Origin of the sequence: Kribbella rubisoli, from assembly GCF_004217145.1 — a bacterium.
GTDB lineage: Bacteria > Actinomycetota > Actinomycetes > Propionibacteriales > Kribbellaceae > Kribbella > Kribbella rubisoli.
On sequence record NZ_SHKR01000014.1, the window covers coordinates 133,328 to 153,579 of the forward strand.

At 68.7% G+C, this 20,252-nt stretch carries 22 protein-coding genes; 10 read left to right on the forward strand and 12 right to left on the reverse strand.

The window, feature by feature from the left end:
- Window positions 1-13: 13 nt before the first annotated feature.
- Genes EV645_RS26225 through EV645_RS26240 form a run of 4 tightly spaced genes read right to left on the reverse strand, consistent with a single transcriptional unit; the run spans window position 14 to window position 2,444 of the window.
- Entirely contained in the window at window positions 14-1,225 is a 1,212-nt protein-coding gene (locus EV645_RS26225) for a DUF480 domain-containing protein (protein ID WP_198681867.1), read from the reverse strand.
- A 52-nt stretch (window positions 1,226-1,277) separates the two neighbouring features.
- A complete protein-coding gene (locus EV645_RS26230; RefSeq protein ID WP_130446678.1) occupies window positions 1,278-1,526 on the reverse strand; it encodes a hypothetical protein in 249 nt (82 codons plus the stop codon).
- Window positions 1,527-1,563: 37 nt separating this feature from the next.
- The gene (locus EV645_RS26235; RefSeq protein ID WP_130446679.1) at window positions 1,564-2,037 is read right to left on the reverse strand and encodes an SAV_6107 family HEPN domain-containing protein; all 474 of its coding nucleotides are present in this window, start codon (window positions 2,035-2,037) and stop codon (window positions 1,564-1,566) included.
- Window positions 2,034-2,444 carry a DUF6504 family protein gene (locus tag EV645_RS26240; RefSeq protein WP_130446680.1) on the reverse strand — a complete coding sequence of 137 codons (411 nt, stop codon included), beginning with the start codon at window positions 2,442-2,444 and terminating at the stop codon, window positions 2,034-2,036. Before EV645_RS26240 ends, EV645_RS26235 begins: the two co-directional genes overlap by 4 nt.
- Window positions 2,445-2,553: 109 nt before the next feature.
- Here EV645_RS26240 and EV645_RS26245 point away from each other — a divergent pair, with 109 nt between their 5' ends.
- Together EV645_RS26245 and EV645_RS26250 are read left to right on the forward strand one after the other, a co-directional pair.
- Complete coding sequence (locus EV645_RS26245) at window positions 2,554-3,363, forward strand: DM13 domain-containing protein (RefSeq protein WP_242000666.1); 810 nt, start codon at window positions 2,554-2,556, stop codon at window positions 3,361-3,363.
- A 10-nt stretch (window positions 3,364-3,373) separates the two neighbouring features.
- Window positions 3,374-3,844, forward strand: a complete 471-nt coding sequence (locus EV645_RS26250) for a YbaK/EbsC family protein (RefSeq protein ID WP_130446681.1) — start codon at window positions 3,374-3,376, stop codon at window positions 3,842-3,844.
- Here the strand turns inward: EV645_RS26250 and EV645_RS26255 are convergent.
- On the reverse strand, window positions 3,837-4,562 hold the full coding sequence (locus EV645_RS26255; protein ID WP_130446682.1) for a nucleotidyltransferase domain-containing protein: 726 nt from the start codon (window positions 4,560-4,562) through the stop codon (window positions 3,837-3,839). The genes EV645_RS26250 and EV645_RS26255 overlap by 8 nt on opposite strands.
- 10 nt (window positions 4,563-4,572) lie before the next feature.
- Window positions 4,573-6,504, reverse strand: a complete 1,932-nt coding sequence (locus tag EV645_RS26260; protein WP_130446683.1) for an N-acetylmuramoyl-L-alanine amidase — start codon at window positions 6,502-6,504, stop codon at window positions 4,573-4,575.
- A gap of 184 nt (window positions 6,505-6,688) precedes the next feature.
- On the opposite strand from EV645_RS26260, the gene EV645_RS26265 reads away from it, so the two are divergent.
- The 3 genes from EV645_RS26265 (at window position 6,689) to EV645_RS26275 (ending at window position 10,957) form a co-directional block, all read left to right on the forward strand.
- A complete protein-coding gene (locus tag EV645_RS26265; protein ID WP_130446684.1) occupies window positions 6,689-7,336 on the forward strand; it encodes a DUF4126 domain-containing protein in 648 nt (215 codons plus the stop codon).
- Complete coding sequence (locus tag EV645_RS26270; RefSeq protein ID WP_130446685.1) at window positions 7,336-8,643, forward strand: phytoene desaturase family protein; 1,308 nt, start codon at window positions 7,336-7,338, stop codon at window positions 8,641-8,643. Before EV645_RS26265 ends, EV645_RS26270 begins: the two co-directional genes overlap by 1 nt.
- Window positions 8,644-8,734: 91 nt before the next feature.
- The gene (locus EV645_RS26275; RefSeq protein ID WP_130446686.1) at window positions 8,735-10,957 is read left to right on the forward strand and encodes a HelD family protein; all 2,223 of its coding nucleotides are present in this window, start codon (window positions 8,735-8,737) and stop codon (window positions 10,955-10,957) included.
- On the opposite strand, the gene EV645_RS26280 is transcribed toward EV645_RS26275, so the two are convergent.
- Window positions 10,954-11,493, reverse strand: coding sequence for a SixA phosphatase family protein (locus EV645_RS26280; RefSeq protein WP_130446687.1), 540 nt, complete (start codon window positions 11,491-11,493; stop codon window positions 10,954-10,956). The two genes, EV645_RS26275 and EV645_RS26280, sit on opposite strands and share 4 nt — an antisense overlap.
- A gap of 4 nt (window positions 11,494-11,497) precedes the next feature.
- The gene (metF, locus tag EV645_RS26285; RefSeq protein WP_130446688.1) at window positions 11,498-12,415 is read right to left on the reverse strand and encodes a methylenetetrahydrofolate reductase [NAD(P)H]; all 918 of its coding nucleotides are present in this window, start codon (window positions 12,413-12,415) and stop codon (window positions 11,498-11,500) included.
- A 58-nt stretch (window positions 12,416-12,473) separates the two neighbouring features.
- Here metF and EV645_RS26290 point away from each other — a divergent pair, with 58 nt between their 5' ends.
- The gene (locus tag EV645_RS26290) at window positions 12,474-13,544 is read left to right on the forward strand and encodes a polyprenyl synthetase family protein (RefSeq protein ID WP_242000667.1); all 1,071 of its coding nucleotides are present in this window, start codon (window positions 12,474-12,476) and stop codon (window positions 13,542-13,544) included.
- Window positions 13,545-13,547: 3 nt separating this feature from the next.
- Here EV645_RS26290 and EV645_RS26295 read toward each other — a convergent pair whose 3' ends face one another.
- On the reverse strand, window positions 13,548-13,967 hold the full coding sequence (locus tag EV645_RS26295; RefSeq protein WP_130446690.1) for a helix-turn-helix domain-containing protein: 420 nt from the start codon (window positions 13,965-13,967) through the stop codon (window positions 13,548-13,550).
- Between the two features lie 76 nt (window positions 13,968-14,043).
- Here EV645_RS26295 and EV645_RS26300 point away from each other — a divergent pair, with 76 nt between their 5' ends.
- The gene (locus EV645_RS26300) at window positions 14,044-14,397 is read left to right on the forward strand and encodes a DUF4180 domain-containing protein (RefSeq protein WP_130446691.1); all 354 of its coding nucleotides are present in this window, start codon (window positions 14,044-14,046) and stop codon (window positions 14,395-14,397) included.
- On the opposite strand, the gene EV645_RS26305 is transcribed toward EV645_RS26300, so the two are convergent.
- Genes EV645_RS26305 through thiE form a run of 3 tightly spaced genes read right to left on the reverse strand, consistent with a single transcriptional unit; the run spans window position 14,380 to window position 15,871 of the window.
- Entirely contained in the window at window positions 14,380-14,814 is a 435-nt protein-coding gene (locus EV645_RS26305) for a barstar family protein (RefSeq protein ID WP_130446692.1), read from the reverse strand. The genes EV645_RS26300 and EV645_RS26305 overlap by 18 nt on opposite strands.
- Complete coding sequence (locus EV645_RS26310; protein ID WP_198681868.1) at window positions 14,811-15,236, reverse strand: guanyl-specific ribonuclease; 426 nt, start codon at window positions 15,234-15,236, stop codon at window positions 14,811-14,813. The genes EV645_RS26305 and EV645_RS26310 overlap by 4 nt, the downstream gene beginning before the upstream one ends.
- Window positions 15,233-15,871, reverse strand: a complete 639-nt coding sequence (gene thiE / locus EV645_RS26315) for a thiamine phosphate synthase (protein ID WP_206751454.1) — start codon at window positions 15,869-15,871, stop codon at window positions 15,233-15,235. Before thiE ends, EV645_RS26310 begins: the two co-directional genes overlap by 4 nt.
- A 43-nt stretch (window positions 15,872-15,914) precedes the next feature.
- Here thiE and thiO point away from each other — a divergent pair, with 43 nt between their 5' ends.
- The 3 genes from thiO to pknB all read left to right on the forward strand — a co-directional run bounded on the left by thiO (window position 15,915) and on the right by pknB (window position 20,237).
- The gene (gene thiO, locus EV645_RS26320) at window positions 15,915-17,060 is read left to right on the forward strand and encodes a glycine oxidase ThiO (RefSeq protein ID WP_130446694.1); all 1,146 of its coding nucleotides are present in this window, start codon (window positions 15,915-15,917) and stop codon (window positions 17,058-17,060) included.
- Window positions 17,061-17,228: 168 nt separating this feature from the next.
- Window positions 17,229-18,188 (forward strand): lytic transglycosylase domain-containing protein, encoded by a 960-nt coding sequence (locus tag EV645_RS26325; RefSeq protein WP_242000668.1) that lies wholly within the window; start codon window positions 17,229-17,231, stop codon window positions 18,186-18,188.
- A 72-nt stretch (window positions 18,189-18,260) separates the two neighbouring features.
- On the forward strand, window positions 18,261-20,237 hold the full coding sequence (gene pknB, locus EV645_RS26330; protein WP_130446696.1) for a Stk1 family PASTA domain-containing Ser/Thr kinase: 1,977 nt from the start codon (window positions 18,261-18,263) through the stop codon (window positions 20,235-20,237).
- The last annotated feature ends 15 nt before the right edge of the window (window positions 20,238-20,252 follow it).

Genomic DNA, 20,252 nt, shown 5'->3' on the forward strand with positions numbered 1-20,252 from the left:
AGCACAGGGCTTGTTACGACGGCCTACGGGCGATGACGTACAGGCGGCGGGTGGTTTCGGCGCGGGCGGCGATCGGGCCGCGGAGGTACCACTCGACGTCCGTCAGGCCGGCGGCCTCGACGATGTTCACGACCTGGGTCGGGTCGTAGAGGACGTAGTCCAGGTTGACCTCATGGCCGAGGAACTCCTCGACGTGGCGGACCTCCGCGCCGGCGTGGAGTGCGAGCACCAGCCAACCGCCGGGATCGAGCGGACGAGTCAGGGCGGCGATCGCCTCCGGAAGCTCCGACGCGGCGAGGTGGATGAGCGAGTACCAGGCGAGCACTGCGGCCCAACCGGAGCTGGTCGGCGGACGGCCGAGCCGACGGAGATCCCCGACCTCGAACATGCGATCCGGGAAGCGCCGCCGCGCCTCGGCGACCATCTCCGGCGAGATGTCGACACCGGTTGCGTCAACGCCGTAGTCGGCCAGGTACGCCGTGATGTGCCCGGGCCCCGAGCCGACCTCGACCACCGGGAGACCGTTGGCCTGGGCAACGACCCGGTCGAGCAGCCACCGCTCGAAGGGCAACCCGTCGAGTTCGTGGAGCAGCTCATCGGCGTACGCCGTCGCCACCGCGTCGTACGACGAACGCACCCGGGCGTCACGCGCTTCGGTGCCGTCGGCGATGACCGTGTCGCGGTCGACCGACTCGACGACAGCGATCGCTTCCTCTTCGGGCACCGGGCCGAGGAGGTGGATCCATCGGCGGTCGTGCTGACCGGCGCGGCGCTCCAGCTCACGCACCAGCGGCTCGGGGCGTGCGGCCATCCGCCGCAGGCACGCCTCCACGTCGGTCCGGTCGTCGAACTTGTGGATCCGCTCGGTCCGCGTCCGCAGCTCACCAGGCGCCTGCGCACCACGCAGCAGCAACACCGTGATCAGCGCTCGCTCGTCCGGCGCGAGCTCGAGCTTCTCGTCGAGGGTCTGGTGGTACTTCAGCGTCCGGCGACCGGTGTCGACCCAGACGATCCGCAGCAGCTCGCGATCCCGCAGCGACCGCGCGACCCGCTCAACGGTCCCCTGGTCGTAGTCGACGACCGGATCCCGGTTGCTGGTCTGATTGCACGCCGTCCGCAGCGCGTTAGCGGTGAGCGGGTACGACGCCGGCACGGTCGCCTGCTTCTCCAGCAAGCTCCCCAGCACCCGCTGGTCCTCAGCATCCAGAACAGGAAGGTCACTCACGTGGCTGACCTTAGTTCCCTCCTGGTGCCAGCGAGGAGCAGCGGATGGGTGATCAGCCAGGTTGGTACGTCTCCGGAAGCGTCAATGGCTCGAAGGCGGTGCCGTTGCAGGCTGCGCACAGGGCGTCGTCCAGGATGCCGGAACCGGCGCACTGGGTGCACAGGCCGTCATGCCAGGTCTGATCGGTCAGCGAGTGGTGGGGGCGCGGGTAGTGGGTGTCAGGCAGGTAACACTCGGCGCCGGTGTGGGCGTGCACACGACCGCACAGGTCCTTGCCCAGGCCTCTCGGCTGTTCGTTCACGGTCGGGATCTCCTCAAGTACCTCAGCGCCAGACTCGTCAGCTGGCTTGCATCCAGGGTTGGGTCAGAACGGACTGCGGGTCGGTGGTGGCCGTGAGCACCGGGGTGGTGGACAGTCGCAGGCTGGCCTCCACCTGGCCGTAGAACGTGTCGACCGCACGGACCAGATCGTCGGCCTCGCGGGTGGTGACGGCACGCTCCAGGCCCGCCTCGGCGGCGGCACGCTGGGAGGCACCGGCGGCGAAGAACGTCGCCCACTCGCCGAACTCCGGCGCGACCTCGGCCAGCAGCACCCAGGCGTTGCGCTGCACCCGGCGGCGGCTGCCCGAGCGGACCGGGCGAGCGCGGACGGCGAGCACCGCGGCCGCGACCCGGAGCGCCGCGACGTGGGCGCTCGAGTAGCGGATCAGGTGGTCAGTGGTCTCCGTGGCCTCGACCAGCGCGGCACGGGCACGGGACAGCTCTCGGCTGGCCGCGCCGGCAGCTGCCGGCGACACCGGTGAAACAGTCATCGGTCGGTCACCCTCTCCAGTTGCCAACGACCCGAGACCGGGTCGTGGGCGAGATCGAACAACTCACGGCGGCCATACCGGCCGGAGCCGGCTTCCACCCTGAACACCGTGCGCTCCGGTCCCCAGTCGGCATCCAGCACCCCGACAGCGGCCGAGCAGGCTTCGGCGACCATGGCCGCGTCGATCCGGGCCGGCAACACGTCGGACTGCGCCGGGCGCTGGGCGCGCGGGTCGTGGATGGCCCCCGGGCCGATGACGCCGCGCTCCCACCAGACGGCGGTCTCGGTCCACTGGGACCTGAGTGCGGTGACCCGCCAGAGGCGGCCGCGCCAGAGGAACTGGTCCGGGGTCTCGATGCCGTCCACGAACACCGAGTGCACCTCGACTGCGTCGTCGAACTCCCACATGGCCCATCGCCTCCTCTGTACGCCGCCTGTAATCGATGGCAGTCCCTGTTTCACTGCCGGGTCCGAGGCCCGGCGGGTGAGCCCGGGGTGGGGGTCGAGGTCCACCCCGGTGCCCGGCCCGCCGGGACCACCGGATTCCGATGCGGCCGCAACTCCGCACCGGAGCCGTCCAGCTGTCCGGCTCACCCCGGTCCGGCCTCCCGACGAAACCGGGGCCGAGGTAATCGAACATCTGTTCGAACACTGGAAGCGTATCGTCGCCCGCCGACAATCGTCAACGGCCCGTAATTCCGGCGCGTCGCCACGCGACGTCGCCGGACGCCAGACTGGAAAGCCCGGGACGGAAGGACGAACGATGCGGAGACGGGCGGCAGGAATCACCGCGGCGGCGGTTGCCATCGCGGTCGCGGCGGTCGCGCTGCCGCTCTTCCAGCCGTGGCGGCTGCTCACCGACACGGTCGTCGACGAGGCGCTGCCCGGCACTGCTCCGATCTCCATGACTTCATCGTCGACCACGCCACCGACAGTTTCTGCGCACGCGGCAAAACCGACGCCGGTTGTCAAGCCCCGGCCGAAGGTTCTCCTGACCGGGAAGCTGATCACTCACGAACACCGGACGTCCGGCACCGTCGCCGTGCTCGCCCTGCCGGACGGCAGCCGGGTGCTGCGGATCGAGAACCTCGACACCTCCGACGGCCCCGACCTCAAGGTGTGGCTGAGCGATGCCGAGGTGGTCGCCGGCCGCGCGGGTTGGCATATCTTCGACGACGGCGCTTACCGGAGCCTGGGCAGCCTCAAGGGCAACCACGGCAATCAGAACTATCCGATCCCGGCGGAAGTGAAGCTCGGGGACTTCCGCAGCATGGTGATCTGGTGCGACCGCTTTAACGTGTCGTTCGGCGCGGCCACGCTCGCATAAGCTCAGTCGGGTGAGCAGTCATCCCAATGTGCAGAAGGTTGCCGACGCGCTCGCGGCGGCAGGCGCCACCGGCGAGATCGTGATCCTGGACGAGGCGGTGCCGACGGCGGCTGCCGCGGCGGCCGAGCTCGGCTGCGAGGTCGGCGCGATCGCGAACAGCCTGATCTTCAACGGCGACGGTGCACCGGTTCTCATCCTCACCTCGGGCGCGCACCGCGTGGACACCGCGAAGGTCGCCGCCGAGCTCGGGATCGCCAAGCTGAAGCGAGCCACCCCGGAGTTCGTGAAGGAGCACACCGGTCAGTCGATCGGCGGCGTCGCCCCGGTCGGGCACCCGGGCCGCGTCCCGACGTACGTCGACGCCGCGCTCGAGCAGTACGACGTGATCTGGGCCGCCGCCGGAATCCCGCACTCGGTCTTCCCGACGACGTACGACGAGCTGCTCAAGCTCACCGAGGGCAGGCCCGTCACGGTCAACTGAGTACGGCGGGAATCGCCGTACTCACAAACCGCCGGGTCAGCACGCCTCGGCGGTGCCGCCACCACGGCAACGTCCGAGGCGCTGGTCCGTAGCGGCGTGCCCTGATGTCGTCGATCACCGACGCGGGAGCACCGAGACCGGGCAGTACGTCGAGCGCGGCGCGCTTGGTGATGAGGTCGCCCGTCGCCAGAGTCACGTGGGCACGGGCGAGCGTGAGCAGGCTGAGGTCGACCCAGATGTCGGCGTACCAGTTGGTGCGCTTGCGGGTCGCCGGGAGCCAGAACTCCCGCAGGTCCCGCCGGACGAAGGCGAAGAGCTCCTCGTCGGTTGTCGCCGGCAACAGCTCGGCGGGCGTCGGACCGAACAGCGTGCGGTTGCCGATGGCAAGCTCTCGCCGAGTCACCGGAGTCACCGGGCGGTCGAAGTACCGCTTCTGAGCAAACGTCGGATGCCGCACGGAGAGGTCGGCCAGGTCCGTCATGTAGGAGCAATGCAGCTTTGCAGCCAGTGGTGAGTTGCGGATCAGTTGCCGGTGGACGTCGGCGACAGCGGGCGGAGGCGGTGACGACGTCACGACGATCACGTCCAGGTCGCTGCGGCCCAACTGGTAGTCCCCCAGTGCCAGTGAGCCGTGCAGCCAGACCGCCTCGACTGCGGCAACTTCTCGTACTGACGTGACGAAGCCGTCCAGCAGTTGCTGGACGGCTTCGTCGATCACGTGCGACAGACTAGATCGCCGGTCGGACGTCTACGTCGGCAGCCCGTACGTAGGCCATCCGGTGGCCGAACCAGATCTGGTAGTACTTGTCCTTGCCGAGCACCTGGACGTGGTCGGTCGGCGGCTGCCCGTCGAACGTCACGGCCCGGTAGTAGTCCGTCTCGATGTTCAGGTCACCGACCGGGTAGGACTGACCCGCGGCGATCGAGTACTGCAACGGCGTCACCGTCTGGTACGGGATGCCGGTCGGGTACGCCGACTGCTCCGGGTACGCACGTCCGTAGACGGGCACCGACGCGAGACCGGCCTTCGGCTTCACGACCAGACCCGGCTTGGCGAAGGCATCCGGTGCGTTGGCCGGGCTCTTGAACCAGCCCAGCGCACCCAGGTACCAGACCGCCACCCAGTCGCCCTGACGCTGCGCCACGACGTACTGCGAACCCGCTGCGGCCCGCGAGCCCATGTCGGACACGTCAGTGGTGCCATCGATCCCGTTCGGGTGCAGTCCGATGTCCTTGACCAGCGGGGCGTTGTCGTCCGGCGACTGACGCAGGTACACGAAGTTGGTGCCCTGCGGCGTGCACGTGGTGTTCGGTGCGTCGCAGTTGGACACGACCTGGATGTTGTTCGCGAAGCCCGGCTTGATCGTCACGATCGAACCGGCGCGGACCGGGAAGACCTTGTGTCCGTAGATCGGCGCACCGAGCAGGTCGAAGTAGTGCTCCCAGTCCCAGTACGGTCCCGGGTCCCAGTGCATGCCGGAGACCGTGGACGGGACCGTGCCCGGCACCTGGTCGTGGCCGATGATGTGCGCGCGGTCGAGCGGGATGTTGTTCTTCGCGGCCAGGTACTTCACCAGCTTGGCCGAGTTGCGGTACAGCGACTCGGTGAACCAGGTGGCGCCCTGCGGTGCGAAGCCCTCGTGCTCGATGCCGATGCTGTGCATGTTCACGTACCAGTTACCGGCGTGCCAGGCGACGTCCTTGGCCTTCACGTGCTGCCAGGTGTGTCCGTCGGACGACCGCATGGTGTAGTTCCAGCTCACGTACGTCGGGTCCTGCACGAGGTTCAGCACGCCCTGCCAGGTGCCCTCGGTGTCGTGGATGACGATGTAGTCGATCTTGCCGGTCTTCGGCCGATTGGCGAGGTCGTGGTTGCCGTAGTCACCCGCCGTACCGAAGGTCGAGTACGGCGCCGGCAGCCACTCGCAGCCGAGCGTCGGCGGGCACTCCACGTCCGACTTCGACGGCTGTACTCCGGCCGGCAGCGGCAGCTTGCCGACCTGTGCCTTGTCCGGCTTGACCGCGACGGCCGGCATTACGATCTGCTGGCCGGTGTTCGTCGTACGGGCGGCGCCTTTGGCCATGATCGAGTAGACGTCGTCGGCGAACCCGGCAGCGCCGACCTTGTCGCCGGACTCGGCGTACGACGCCACTGCGCCGTACCACTCGGCCGGTGAGGTGGTCGCGCCGACCGGCAGGCCGAGCGACTTCTGGTACGACGCCAGCACCGCGGCGCCGCCGTTGATGTTCGCGGTGACGTCGGTGCGCAGCGAGGACGCGTCCAGCCCGGTCAGCTCGGACGCCTTCTTCAGCGTCTGCAGCGACTCGGCGGTGGCGACCTTCTGCTTGCCGGACAGGTCGGCTACCTCGGACGCACCCAGCGAGGTGAGGTGCATGGGGCCGTAGCCGCCTGACGTGCTCGGCGCGCCGGCGTGGTCGTCCCAGCGCGACTCGGCGTACGAGACCGCGAGCAGGACGGACTCCGGTACGCCGTACTTCGCAGCGGCCGCGCTGTACGCCGTGGCGGCGACGGCGGACGGTGCGGGCTTGGCAGGCGCAGGCGACGCCTCGGCGGGTGGACCTCCCAACGACACGCCGACCAGGGCGGCCGGCAGCGCTACCGCAGCGAGTGCGGCAAGAATCTTCGGACGACGCAGCATGATGTTCTCCTGAACCCCTCGGGCGGGTGCCGGTCACACAGACTGGCAGCCTAGTCACTGTGAGTCGAGGCGACGCGGATGTCAACGGTTAACCAAAACTCACGTACGAGGGTTCGATACTGACGAAAACGTGGGTCGTGAACTACGGCCACTGAGGGTTACCGGAAAGGGTGCGGGCAGGACAGTGGAAGCGCTGCCGTTGGCGATCACGACTGGCTGGGCCAGTGGCGTGAATGCCTATGTCTGCGTGCTGATTCTCGGTCTGCTGGGCCGGTTCGCCGGCGCCGACGACGTGCCGCACGCCCTGACCACGACACCGGTGCTGATCGCAGCGGGTGTTCTCTTCGCGTTCGAGTTCGTCGCCGACAAGATCCCGTACGTCGACTCCGCGTGGGACGCGATCTCGACGGTGATCCGGCCGACGATCGGCGCGATCCTGGCCGCGATGCTGTCCGGCGAGGCGAGCACACTGCACCAGGCGATCATCGCGACGACAGGCGGTCTGGTGGCGCTGCTCTCGCACACGGTGAAGGCCAGTCTGCGGCTGGCGATCAACACCTCCCCCGAGCCGGTCACCAACATCGCCGCGTCCTCCGGTGAGGACGTCGCGGTCGCCAGTGTGGTGACGCTGGCCGCCTTCCACCCGGAGGCCGCGCTGATCGTCGCGAGTGTCCTGCTGATCCTCGGACTGATCGGGGTGTATTTCGCGTTCCGGTTCATCCGGCGCGGGTATCGCAGGTTCAAGGCCTGGCGCGAGAGACGAAGTACCCCTGCAACTGGGAGCAGTGCTGCCTTGCCTGACCGGGGTGGAGGGGTGGGGGAAGAAAAGTAATGGCGAACGTAATTGTTGTGGGGGCCGGTCTGGCCGGTCTGGCCAGTGCAGTGCGGCTGGCAAAGCTGGGTCACCAGGTCACCATCTGCGAGCAGAACGAGCATCTCGGCGGAGTGCTCGGCCGAGTCGAAGCAGACGGCTTCACCTGGGACGCCGGAGCAGCCAGTACGACGCTGCCGGCTGCGCTGCGCGACCTGTTCCGCAAGAGCGGCCGTCCGATCGAGAGCCTGGTCCAGCTGGAGCCGGTGAACGAGCCACGCCGCCACATGTTCACTGACGGCTCTGTGCTCGACCTGCCGATCAGCGACCGCGGACTGCAGGAGGAGGCCTGGACCGACCTCGCAGGTGCGGCAGTGGCCGAGCAGTGGACCGCACTGGTCGATTCGTACGGCGACACGTGGCAGATCCTCCGGAAGACCTCACTGGAGCCACCGCTCGAGGACAAGCTGCCCATCAAGACGATCCGAGCCCTCAAGCCCTGGCAGTCGCTCGAGAAAGTCGCACAGCGCGAGTTGAGCGACGAGCGGGCCCGTGCGGTACTGCGGCATTTCGCAGCCCAAGGCGGTTCGGACGCCACTCTCACGCCCGGGTACGTCGGCGTGTGGTCGTACTTGGAGCGCACGTTCGGCCGCTGGACGATCGCAGGCGGCTTCGGTGCCCTGGCCGACGCTTTGGTGCAACGAGCGAGCGAGCGGAAGATCACCGTCCACACCAGCGCAGAGGTGGTCGCCGTGACGACGACCGGCGGCGCAGTGACCGGCGTACGGCTCACTGACGGCACAGAGCTCGCAGCGGACGTCGTAGTGAGTGACGTCGACCCACGGGTGCTCTACGAGAGCTTTGTGGCCGATCCAGCGGCGAAGAAGGTCCGCAAGCGGATCCTCGCGACACACCAGGCCCAGGCGGCGTACGTCGTCCACCTCGGCCTGAAGGATCCCGTTCCGGAGCTGCCGTTCGAGACCGTGCTGCATGGGACACCGACGGTCGTGGTCCGCACCGGCGGTACGGCGCCGGCCGGTCACCAGGCCTGGTCGGTGCTGGTCCACGGCTATCCCACCGACGACGTACTGGACCTGCTGGTCGCGCGCGGGCTGCCCGTCCGGGACAACGTGGTCTCCCGGCAGACCTCGCCGTCCTGGTGGGCCGGCGTGGCCTGGGAGGGCTACCGGACCGCCCGCCGCCGCGCCTCGAACGTGTCCCCGGTGAAGGGCCTGTACTGCGTCGGCGCCGGCGCACACCCGGGCTCCGGCGTGCCCGCCACCACGCTCGGCGCCGCGATTGTGGCCGACGCCATCGGGAAGGCCTGAGGCCGCGGTGGGGTTGGACAAGGGAACAAACTAAGATTGGTTGTTCCTGTGTTCTGTGTCGGGGTGGTGCCCGGCGGTAGAGAGGACCTCGGTGGATCAAACCCCCACATCGGCCGATCACGACAACTTTGACAACGTGGAGCGGGCGGAGCTGGCGGCTGAGCAACAACACATCGACCGGGTGTACGGCCGGGTCGATGAGGCCGCGCGGTCCGCATCCCGGATCGCGGTCGAGGGCCACCAGCGTGGCCAGGCGCAGAACGTCGGCCGGGTCCGCGACGAAGAGCAGACCGGCCTGTACGAGCGGGACGTGCTCGTGTTCGCCGCTGCCCGCCGGATCGCCGAGCTCGACGCCGAGCACGAGGGCCTGGTTTTCGGCCGGCTCGATTCCGACCACGGTGACGACGAGCCGCCCGCCGGAACAGCGGCCGACCTCGACAAGCTGTACGTCGGCCGGATCGGCGTCCGCGACGCGGAGTACGAGCCGCTCGTGATCGACTGGCGTGCGCCCGCGGCCGAGCCGTTCTACCGGGCCACCGCGACGGACCGCCTGAAGGTCGTCCGGCGCCGCGTGCTGCGGAACAAGGGCCCGCGGATCGTCGGGCTCGAGGACGACCTGCTGGCGCCGGAGCGCGCGCCCGAGGACCTGCCGGTGATGGGTGAGGGCGCGCTGATGGCCTCGCTGTCGCGGGCCCGTGGTCACACGATGCGCGACATCGTCGCCACGATCCAGGCCGAGCAGGACGAGGCGATCCGCGCACCAGCCCGTGGTGTCACCGTCATCGGCGGCGGACCGGGCACGGGCAAGACCGTGGTCGCTCTGCACCGGGCGGCGTACCTGCTCTACAGCGACCGCAGGCGCTTCGAGCGCGGCGGCGTACTGGTTGTCGGGCCGTCTGCTGCGTTCATGGCGTACATCGAGCGGGTTCTGCCGAGCCTTGGTGAGAACACGGTCTCGCTGCGAGCCGTTGGTGAGCTGGTCGACGGTGTGAAGGCCACCGCGGTCGACGAGGCCGACGTGGCCGCGATCAAGGGCTCGCTGCGGATGCGCGCCGTGCTGTCGCGTGCTGCCCGCGACCGGGTGCCGAATGCACCGACCACCCTTCGCGTGTTCATCGGCGGCGCCACGGTCGAACTGGAGGCCAACCAGCTCGACAACGTACGCCGGAACGCGCTGCGCCGGACTGCTCGCAACAAGGCAACCGGTGAGGCTCGGAAGGGCCTGATTGCCGCACTGTGGCAGCGGTTCCCGGAGGACCTGCGCAACGGGCCGCTGGGCGACCGTGAGGCGTTCGGTGATCGTGTTGGCGACACTCCGGCTTTCCGGACGTTCTTCAGCCAGTGGTGGCCGGTGGTGACGCCGGAGTCCGTGCTGCGCTGGCTCGGTGACCCACGCCGGCTGCAGCGCTGGGCGCGGAACGACATGACCCCGGCGGAGATCGACGCGCTCGCCCGAGGGATCCGTACGACGAATGAGTTCACCATCGCCGACGTGGCCTTGCTGGACGAGCTGAGCGCGTTCCTCGGTCGTCCACCGCTGCAGGAGAACACCGATGAGGAGTTCGACTGGCTGGAGGGGCTGAGCGACGGCGTCAACGAGGTGCTGACCAGCTCCGAGCGCCGCGCCAGGGCCGCTGCCGCCCGTGAGGCGGAGGAGCCGGAGGAGTACGCGCACGTGCTGGTGGACGAGGCGCAGGACCTCTCCCCCATGCAGTGGCGGATGGTCACCCGCCGCGGACCGCAGGCCAGCTGGACGATCGTCGGCGACCCGGCGCAGAGCTCCTGGCCGGACCCGGACGAGGCACGGGCCGCGATGGACTCGATGCTCTCGCACCTGCAGCGGCACTCGTTCCGGCTGTCCACCAACTACCGGAACTCGGCCGAGATCTACTCGTTCGCCGGTGAGGTGATCAGGCAGTCCATCCCCGACGCAGACCTGCCCAACGCGGTCCGCAGTACCGGAGTGGAGCCGGAGCACCGGATCTTCGACGACGGCAAGGTCTCGGAGGCCGCCGCCGACGCCGCCGCCGAGCTGCTCCAGCTGGTCGAGGGAACAGTCGGCGTCATCGTGACGCCGAAGCTGCGCCCTGCCGTCGACCAAGTGCTGGCCGAGCTGGGCGACCCACGCGTCGTCGCACTCAGCCCACTGGAGTCCAAGGGCCTCGAGTACGACGCGGTCGTGGTCGTCGAGCCGGACCGCATCGTCAGCGACACACTAGGCGGAGTCCGCGCACTGTACGTCGTACTGACCCGGGCCACTCAGCGGTTGATCACGGTCAACAGCACGACGCACTGGCTGCCCCAGGACAGCTAGCCGCGCGGTACGACGTATTGCACGAGGTCGGCCTCGTTTGCGGCGAGGTCCGGCCAGCGGCAGGTGAGGTGCAGGATCGTGAGACCGGACGTCGGGTACTTCTGGGTGAGCTCGACGCGCTCCGGGCTGGTGCCGTCCAGCGCCAGCTCGTCGGCGAGCCACGGGATGCCGGGCGCATGGCCGACGACGATCACGGTGCGGGCCTCGGCCGGGGCCTCGTGGATGACGTCGAGGAGCCCGTCGGCGTCGGCGCTGTAGATCCGCTTGTCGTACCAGGCGTCGGCCGCGCTGACGCCGGCCTCGGCGACGTACTTCCAGGTCTCGCGGGTGCGCTTCGACGGCGAGCACAGGACCAGGTCCGCTTCGATGCCCTGGGCAACGAGATGCCGGCCGGCCGCGGCGGCGTCGGCGCGACCGCGGTCGGCGAGCGGCCGGTCGAGGTCGGGCAGATCCGGCCTCGACTCGGGCGGCACCGCCTTCGCGTGCCGGAGCAGGACGAGCGTGCGGTCGATCAACAGGTCCGACGGGTCAGCCATTGCGTCAGGATACGACGGTCGAGCTGAGGTTGCGGAAGACCTGTCGGGTCGCTGTCGACCTGTTCAGCGTGATGAAGTGGATGCCCGGCGCTCCGCCGGCCAGCAGGCGTTCGCAGAGCTCGGTCGCGATTTCGATACCGGCCTCGCGAACCGCCGCCGGCTCGTCCTCGACCGCGAGCAGCCGCGACGTCACGGCCTCGGGCAACGCCATCCCGGTGAGCTCGGCCATCCGCTGGATCTGCTTGATGTTCGTGACCGGCATGATGCCCGGCAGCACCGGCATGTCGCAGCCGAGCGCGGCGGAGCGGTCGACCAGCCGGAAGTAGTCGTCGGCGCCGAAGAACATCTGGGTGATGGCGTAGTCGGCACCCGCCTGCGCCTTGGCGGCGAGCACCTGGGCGTCCGCCTCCAGCGAGGTCGCTTCGGGGTGCTTGTCCGGGAACGCCGCGACGCCGACGCTGAAGTCGCCGAGTGAACGGATCAGCTCGACCAGCTCGACCGCGTGGTTGAGGCCTTCGGGGTGCGCTACCCACGGCTGGTTCGGCCCGCCGGGCGGGTCGCCGCGCAGCGCGAGCATGTTCCGGACGCCGGCTCCGGCGTACGCACCGATCACCGAGCGCAGCTCGTCCCGCGAGTGCGAGACGCAGGTCAGGTGACCGAGCGGGGTCAGCGAGGTGTCCTGGGCGACCCGCTCGGTGACGCGGATCGTGCCGTCGCGGGTCGTCCCGCCGGCGCCGTACGTGATCGAGACGAAGGTCGGGTGCAGCTGCTCGATCTCACGGATCGACCGCCAGAGCACCTCCTCCGCCTCGGGCGTCTTCGGTGGGAAGAACTCGAACGAGAAGGACCGGTCTCCGGACGCAAGCAGTTCGCGGATCGTCGGCGCCCCGCCGGGACGCGTCGAAGGAAGCCCGTTCGCCATGCCGCACAGGTTACCCGCGGTGGTCAGCCCTGTCTGCCTACCGACTACGCTCCGAGACGTGGATGGCGATGTGGATATTCCGGCCGGGATCCAGCTGGCGCTGAGTGGGTTCCTGGACCGGCAGGAGGAGCGGCTGGCGGCGATCGGGCCGGAGCTGACCGAGCAGGTGCAGGCCGCACGGGACGCGACCAGCGGCGGCAAGCGGCTGCGTCCGTCCTTCTGCTACTGGGGTTTCCGGGCCGCCGGCGGTGATCCGGCGCTGCCGATCCTGACCGCCGCGGCGAGCCTGGAGATGCTGCACGTCAGCGCGCTCGTCCATGACGACGTGATGGATTCCTCCGACGTACGACGGGGTGCGCCGGCCGCTCATCGCCGGTTCGAGGCGCTGCAACGGGAGCGGGCCGAGAAGAGCGGCCACGGCAGCGATCCGGTCGGTTTCGGGATCGGCGCGGCGATCCTGCTCGGGGATCTGTGCCTGATCTGGGCCGACGAGCTGCTGCACACGTCAGGGTTCGACGCGGCGGCGCTGGCCCGGGCCGAGCAGTACTTCGACGCGGTGCGCGTCGAGGTGACCGCCGGGCAATACCTCGATCTGCTGGCGCAGGCGAGCGGCGAGTCGGACATGGATCTGGCCCTGCGAGTCCTGCGGTACAAGTCCGCGACGTACACGATCGAGCGCCCGCTCCACGTGGGTGCCGCGCTGGCCGGCGCCGACTCGCGGTTGATCTCGGCGTTGTCGGGCTACGGGTTGCCGCTGGGTGAGGCGTTCCAACTGCGGGACGATCTGCTCGGAGTCTTCGGTGATCCGGCGGTCACCGGCAAGCCGGCCGGGGACGATCTGCGCGAGGGCAAGCGCACGGTCCTGATCGCCTACGCGATCGATCATGCGTCCGAGGTCCAGCTGTCCGAGTTCGACCGGCTGTTCGGGCGGCCGGATCTGGACGACGACGAGATCCAGCTGCTGCGCGAGATCCTGCAGGACTCCCGCGCCGTCCGGGCCTGCGAGGACCTGATCACCAACCGCACCGAAGATGCCCTCGATGCTCTGGACGAGGCGCCGCTTGCCGACGACGCGAGCCGGAAAGCCCTGACGGACTTGGCGATCGCGGCGACCTCCCGCTCGGTGTAGCTGCTACTGGTCGGCCATCAGGTTGATCAGCCGCAGCAGGTCGGCGGTGGCAGGAAGGTTGCCGAGGACGATGACCTTGAGGACGGCACGGTCCTCGTCGTAGATGGCCTCGGCCTTGAGGTTGACCGCCTCGGGCTGGTTGAGCGCGCCGAGGATGTGCGTGGTGATGCGGTCCGCGGTCGCGCGATCGACGGCGTCGATGTGGACGATGCTCGACGCCTCGACGTGCCGGGCGGACCGGTCGACGTCGACCACGGCGGTAGGTGCGCCGGTGAACTCCTCGAGGTCCTCGCGGGTGATCCGGTACTGCTTGCCGATCCGCACCGCCTTGAGGCGGCCGTCGCGGACGTAGTTCCGGATCGTGCGAACGTGCAGCCCCAGCCGATTCGCCACCTGCTCGACCGAGTACAGCTCCTGCGCCATCTCACTAGACTATGGCAAGTTCCTTAGAATTCCCTATAAATAGCAACAGAGGGATAGATAAGGTATTTTGAAGCACATGGTTGAGCTTGCCGGCGTGAAGGTGTTCGTCAGTGACACGGCCGTCGCCACCGAGGGCGACGCCGTGCAGCTCATCGTCGACGCGCACTACGCACACGGGGCCGAGTGGATCGCGTTCACGCCGGAGCAGCTCGGTGACGAGTTCTTCGAACTGCGGACCGGGCTGGCCGGTGCGATCACGCAGAAGTTCGTGATGTACCAGATGGGCCTTGCCGTCGTCGGCGACATCTCGTCGCGCGTCGCGGCGAGCAAGCCGCTGGCCGACTGGGTCCGGGAGAGCAACCGCGGCCGCAATCTCTTGTTCGCCGAGGATCTCGACGAGCTGACCGAGCGCCTACAGGATCGGCAGTGAGCCCAACAGGTCCGGCGCTTCGGCGCCGGCCCGCTCGTGGATGAGGACCCGGAGCTGACCGGAGTTGGTGGTGTCCTCGGCGAAGATCTGCAGGGCCACGTCGACGGTGTCATGGTCGTGCTCGAGCAGGTGCCGTAGGCCCGACCACAGCACGACCTCGGGCTCTCCGGTCGACCGGTCGCTGAGCGAGTCGGCCAGCGCGTCCCAGTTCCGGCCGAACCAGCGCGGCAGGTCGAAGGCAGTCGCACACAGGTCCAGGAACCCTGCCTTGTCCTGGATCTCGGCGGTGTCGAGCAGGACGAATCCGAACCCGGCGTCGGCAGCATCACGGCGTACCTGGTCGGCAGTTGCCGTCGATGGCCAGCGGTAGACGCCCGGACGGAGCCCGTCCGACAGCAGCGCGCGTAGATCGGTCATGAAGTTCCCCCGTCTTCCGCGATGCGGCGGAAGGACTTGTAGTGGTCGTCCGTGTAGTAACGCTCCTGAGCGTTACCGGTCACGATCCGGCGGGCACCACGGTCCTTCTCGCCCGGCGTCTTCACGGTGTACTCGTGGTAGTAGCCGCGGTCGTGCTTCGGAAGAATCTTCTCAAGATTCCCGAACACCACGCCGTCGCGGCTGTACGGGTACGGTCCGCCCTGGTCGATCAGCTTCAGCGTGGCCTGCGCCTCCTTCGGCAGGTCGGCCACCGCGACGATCTTGAGACCGCTCTCCGGATCGACGTCGCTGGAGGCCTTCGTGTCCGCCGAGCACCCGAACAGCGATGCCGCCAGGGTGATCACCAGCATGGCGATCACCACGACCGCGACGATCCGCGCGGCCTTCGGGTTGTTGATCACCGAAGTCTCCGACTGAACTCGGCGGCCGCCTCCCCCGGGTCGTCCGCGTCGGTGATCGCGCGTACGACGACCACGCGCGTCGCACCCGCTTCGAGTACGTCGTCCAGCCGCTCCAGGTCGATCCCGCCGATCGCGAACCACGGCTTCGACTGGCGGCGGCCCGCGGCGTACGACACCAGCTCCAGACCGGCGGCCTGACGTCCCGGCTTGGTCGGCGTCGCCCACGTCGGACCGACACAGAAGTAGTCCGACCCCTGCTCGGCCACCGCGGCGTTCACCTGGCTGAATGTGTGCGTCGACCGCCCGATGATCGGCCCCGGTCCGGTGACCGCTCGAGCGGCATGCACCGGCAAGTCACGCTGCCCCAGGTGCAGTACGTCGGCTCCTGCGGCGAAGGCGATGTCAGCGCGGTCGTTGACTGCCAGCAGCTTGCCGTGCCGCTTGCACGCGTCGGCGAACACTTCCAGCGCAGCCAGCTCGTCGGCGGCCTCCATCTCCTTCTGCCGGAGCTGCACGATGTCCACGCCGCCGGCCAGGGCAGCGTCGAGGAACTGCTCGAGGTCACCCTGCTTCTCGCGGGCATCCGTACACAGGTAGAGGCGGGCGTCGTCGAGCCGTTCGGTGTGGTCAGTCACACCCCAAAGCCTGCCATGCCAGCGCAGCCGTAGGCTCTGTGCCATGCCTGACGTGGTGGTGATCGGCGCCGGACTCATCGGTCTTGCGACCGCATGGCGACTGGCCGCGGACGGTGTCCAGGTGACGGTGTGCGACCCGACACCGGGCGCTCAGACCTCCAACGTCGCTGCAGGAATGCTCGCACCGGTCACCGAGGTCGAGTACGGCGAGGACGACCTGCTGGCACTCAACCTCGCGTCCGTGAACGCCTGGCCCGCCTTCGCCGAGGAACTGGAAGAGCTGACCGGCCAACCCGCCGGCCTGCACCGGACCGGCACGCTGTCGGTCGCGTACGACGTCGACGACGCAGCAGCGCTCCGCAGGCTCGCCGACTACCAGCACCGGCTCGGACTCGAGGTGGAAGAGCTGTCCGGTCGCGACGCCCGCCGTCGCGAACCACTACTCGCCACAGGCGTGTCCGGTGGCGTCTGGGTCCCGGGTGACCACTCCGTCGACAACAGGCAAGCGGTCGCCACCCTCCTGCGCGCCGTCGACCTCTCCGGCGTCCAACTCATCCGCCAACGCGTGTCTCGCGTCCTCACGTCCGGTACGACGGCTGTCGGCGTACTGCTGGAAAACGGCGACACCGTGCAGGCGGGTCACGTGATCGCTGCGACCGGACCGTGGTCGTCGCAGCTCGACGGCGTACCCGAGGAACTGCGTCCGCCGGTCCGCCCCGTCAAGGGTGAGGTACTGCGACTGCGAGTGCCCGAGGCATACCGTCCTGCGCTGCAGCACACCGTGCGGGCGACGGCGCGTGGCTTCTCCGTCTACCTGGTGCCGCGGCCTGGTGGCGAGCTCGTCGTTGGCGCGACCACCACCGAGCTCGGCTACGACACTCGCGTGCTGGCGGGCGGCGTGTTCGCACTGCTGCGCGACGCCCGGACCGTCCTGCCGATCATCGACGAGCTCGAACTGGTCGAGGCGATCGCCGGCCTCCGTCCCGCGACTCCGGACAATGCGCCGATCCTCGGACCGTCCGGTCTGGATCGGTTGCTTTGGGCAACTGGCCACTACCGGAACGGCGTGCTGCTGACGCCGGTCACCGCGCAGGTGCTGGCCGAGACCGTCCGCACCGGAACGCTGCCGGATCTCGCGAAACCCTTCCTCGCCAGCCGGTTCAGGCTCGCCAGTCGGTTCGGGCACTGACTCACAGTTGCCTGCAGCAACCGGAATGCTTGTGAACGACAACAATGTAGTTCAGCCTTGAATTGTAAACATTGCATCACAGGCGTAACACGCACCCCATGGCCCCCTGTTGTCACACCTGTACCAGCGCTTACGGTCAACAGGACGTCACACGGGGAGATGGTTGCCATGCACAAGGTCCTACGGGTGCTGAGCGGACTCGCCGTGCCGGTCCTGACCGCGGCCGTGATCACGGCCGGCTCACCCGGCTTCGGCGCGTACAAGGTGAAGCAGGGCGACACCCTCAGCCACATCGCCGGCCGCTACGGCACGTCGGTCATGACGCTGGTCGCGCTGAACAAGCTGCCCGGCAACGGCAACGCGATCTACGCGGGCGAGGTCCTGAAGGTCCCCGCCAAGAGGTCGCCCACGAGGACCGCTCAGCCGGCCAAGCGTTCCCAGCTCGGCCGGGTGACGTACGTCGTCAAACGCGGCGACACCGTCTCGAAGATCGCGAAGCGGTTCAAGTGCTCGCAAGCCAACCTGCTCGCCGCGAACGGGCTGCGCTCCGGCGACCGCATCTACGCCGGCAAGCCGCTGCAGGTCCCGGTGAAGCTGCACCCGAAGAAGCCGCCCAAGAAGGCACGCACCGACAACACGTTCGCCGGCCGCACGTACGCCGATCACATCGTCGCGCAGGCCAACCGCAACCGGGCGATCCTGAAGCAGCGCAAGCTGCAGACCCGGACGCAGATGCGGTCACTGATCGTGACGACCTCGAAGCGGTACGGCGTCGACCCGCAGCTCGCGCTCGCGGTGAGCTGGCAGGAGTCCGGCTGGAAGCAACGGGTCGTCTCCCCCGCCAACGCGATCGGCGCGATGCAGGTGATCCCGTCGACCGGCAAGTTCGCCTCGAGCATCGTCGGCCGCAAGCTCGACCTGCTCAAGCCGCAGGACAACGTCACCGCCGGAGTCGTGCTGCTGAGCCGGCTGACCGGCGCGGCCCGCCTCGACCTCGCGGTCGCCGGGTACTACCAGGGCCTGGGCGGCGTGAAGAAGAACGGCGTGTATCCGGACACGAAGCTGTACGTCAAGAATGTGCTCCGGATCAAGGCTCAGCTCGAACGCGGTTGGGACCCCCTGCGGTGAGCCTGAGCCAGTCACGCTGAGGCGTTATCTACACTCTCTGAGCAGAACGTTTGGAGAGGCGGCTCACCGCAAGTGACGGATGACGTGGACACGCAGGTCAGCGACCGCCTCGTCGGGCGAGTGCTCGACGGCCGGTACCGCGTGGACGCGCGTGTCGCGAAGGGCGGCATGGCGACCGTCTACCGGGCTCTCGACACCCGGCTGGACCGCACCGTCGCGCTCAAGGTGATGCACGACGGACTCGGTGACGACGCGCAGTTCGCCCGCCGGTTCGTGGCCGAGGCCCGGGCCGCCGCCCGCCTCTCGAACCCGAACGTGGTCGCGGTCTTCGACCAGGGTGACGACGACGGCACGCTGTTCCTGGCGATGGAGTACGTGCCGGGCCGCACGCTGCGTGACGTCATCCGCGAGCAGGCACCGCTGTCCCCCGCCCGCGCGCTCGACCTGCTCACCCCGGTCCTGTCCGCGCTGTCGGCCGCTCACGACGCCGGCATCGTGCACCGCGACATCAAGCCCGAGAACGTGCTGATCTCCGACAAGGGCGCTGTGAAGGTCGCCGACTTCGGCCTGGCCCGTGCGGTCAGCGCAAGCGGCAACACCGCCACACAGGGTCTCCTGATGGGCACGGTGTCGTACCTGGCGCCAGAGCTGGTCACCGACGGCAGTGCGGACGCCCGCTCGGACGTCTACTCGGCCGGCATCCTCCTGTACGAGTTGCTCACCGGCAACAAGCCCCACTCCGGCGACACCCCGATCCAGGTCGCGTACGCGCACGTCCACGCCGACGTACCCGCTCCGTCGCTCGAAGTGCCGAGCATCCCGCCGTACGTCGATGCGCTCGTGCAGCGTGCGACCGCGCGTGACCGGGACCTGCGGCCGACCGACGCGCGGGTGTTCAGCCGACAGGTGCATCGCGTACGCAGCGCGCTCGAGGAAGGGCTGCCGGACGACCCGGAGCTGACCGGCGACCTGACTGTGCCGATCCAGCAGATCCGGCAGGACAGCGGGTACGACGACGGCTACACGCGCGGAGAGGCACCGCTCGACAGCGAACCGCTCCGCCACGACACCATCGTCGTGCCGGTGGATCGTGGTCGGCCGACCGGCGCTCCGGCCAAGCCACCGACCGGACCCCAGCAGCAGCGGCAGCAGCAGCAGCAGCAGCGCAGAAACCGCGGACCGATCGCCCTGATCGTCATCCTGGCCGCAGCGATCGCCATCGGCACAGCGGCCTGGTACTACGGCATCCACCGCTACACCTCCACGCCCAACCTGGTGAGCATGGCGCCCGCGGTCGCAGCAGCGGAGGCGGAGAAGTCCGGCCTGCGCACGAGCCTGGACAACCAGGACTACTCCGAGGACGTGCCCTTGGGATCGGTCATGCGGACCGACCCGGCGGCCGGCGATCGGATCCGGAAGAACGGTGATATCGGTCTCACCGTTTCGAAGGGCCCTGAGCGCTACCGGGTGCCGCAGCTCGTCGGTCTGCAACTGGACGCCGCTCAGCAGGCGTTGTCGCCGATCAAACTGATCACCGGGCAGATCAAAGAGCAGTACAGCGAGACCGTGCCGGAGGGCAGGGTGATGGCGATCAGCCCGCGGTTCAACACGGTCGTCAAGCCGGGCACAGCGGTGAACTTCGCGGTCAGCAAGGGCAAACGGCCGATCACCGTGCCCGACTGGACCGGCAAGTCCTACCACGACGCCAGCAAGGCACTCCGCAAGCTCGGCTTCACCGTCGGCCGCACCACGCAGTACGACGAGAAGGTCGCCGAGGGCAACGTGATCAGCCAGACCCCGAACAGCGGCACGTTGTTCGCCAAGGACAAGGTCACGATGGTGGTCTCGCTCGGCCCGCCGCTGGTCGACGTACCGGACGTCAAGCGGAAGAGCACCGCGGACGCGCAGAAGATCCTCACCGACGCGGGCTTCAAGGTGACGGTGCAGAAGGCGCCGTTCAACCTGGGGCTCAACATCGTCGCCGCGCAGAACCCGAGCGCCGGAAAGAAGGCGCAGCCGGGCAGCACGGTCATCATCACAGTGCTCTAGCCCGTTTTGCCTTCT

Bases quoted from the DNA above. Each gene is read 5' to 3' on its own strand.
- EV645_RS26235 (WP_130446679.1), bottom strand. From the start codon at position 2,037: ATGACTGTTTCACCGGTGTCGCCGGCAGCTGCCGGCGCGGCCAGCCGA.
- EV645_RS26240 (WP_130446680.1), bottom strand. From the start codon at position 2,444: ATGTGGGAGTTCGACGACGCAGTCGAGGTGCACTCGGTGTTCGTGGAC.
- EV645_RS26260 (WP_130446683.1), bottom strand. From the start codon at position 6,504: ATGCTGCGTCGTCCGAAGATTCTTGCCGCACTCGCTGCGGTAGCGCTG.
- EV645_RS26270 (WP_130446685.1), top strand. From the start codon at position 7,336: ATGGCGAACGTAATTGTTGTGGGGGCCGGTCTGGCCGGTCTGGCCAGT.
- EV645_RS26280 (WP_130446687.1), bottom strand. From the start codon at position 11,493: ATGGCTGACCCGTCGGACCTGTTGATCGACCGCACGCTCGTCCTGCTC.
- metF (WP_130446688.1), bottom strand. From the start codon at position 12,415: ATGGCGAACGGGCTTCCTTCGACGCGTCCCGGCGGGGCGCCGACGATC.
- EV645_RS26295 (WP_130446690.1), bottom strand. From the start codon at position 13,967: ATGGCGCAGGAGCTGTACTCGGTCGAGCAGGTGGCGAATCGGCTGGGG.
- EV645_RS26300 (WP_130446691.1), top strand. From the start codon at position 14,044: ATGGTTGAGCTTGCCGGCGTGAAGGTGTTCGTCAGTGACACGGCCGTC.
- EV645_RS26305 (WP_130446692.1), bottom strand. From the start codon at position 14,814: ATGACCGATCTACGCGCGCTGCTGTCGGACGGGCTCCGTCCGGGCGTC.
- thiO (WP_130446694.1), top strand. From the start codon at position 15,915: ATGCCTGACGTGGTGGTGATCGGCGCCGGACTCATCGGTCTTGCGACC.
- EV645_RS26325 (WP_242000668.1), top strand. From the start codon at position 17,229: ATGCACAAGGTCCTACGGGTGCTGAGCGGACTCGCCGTGCCGGTCCTG.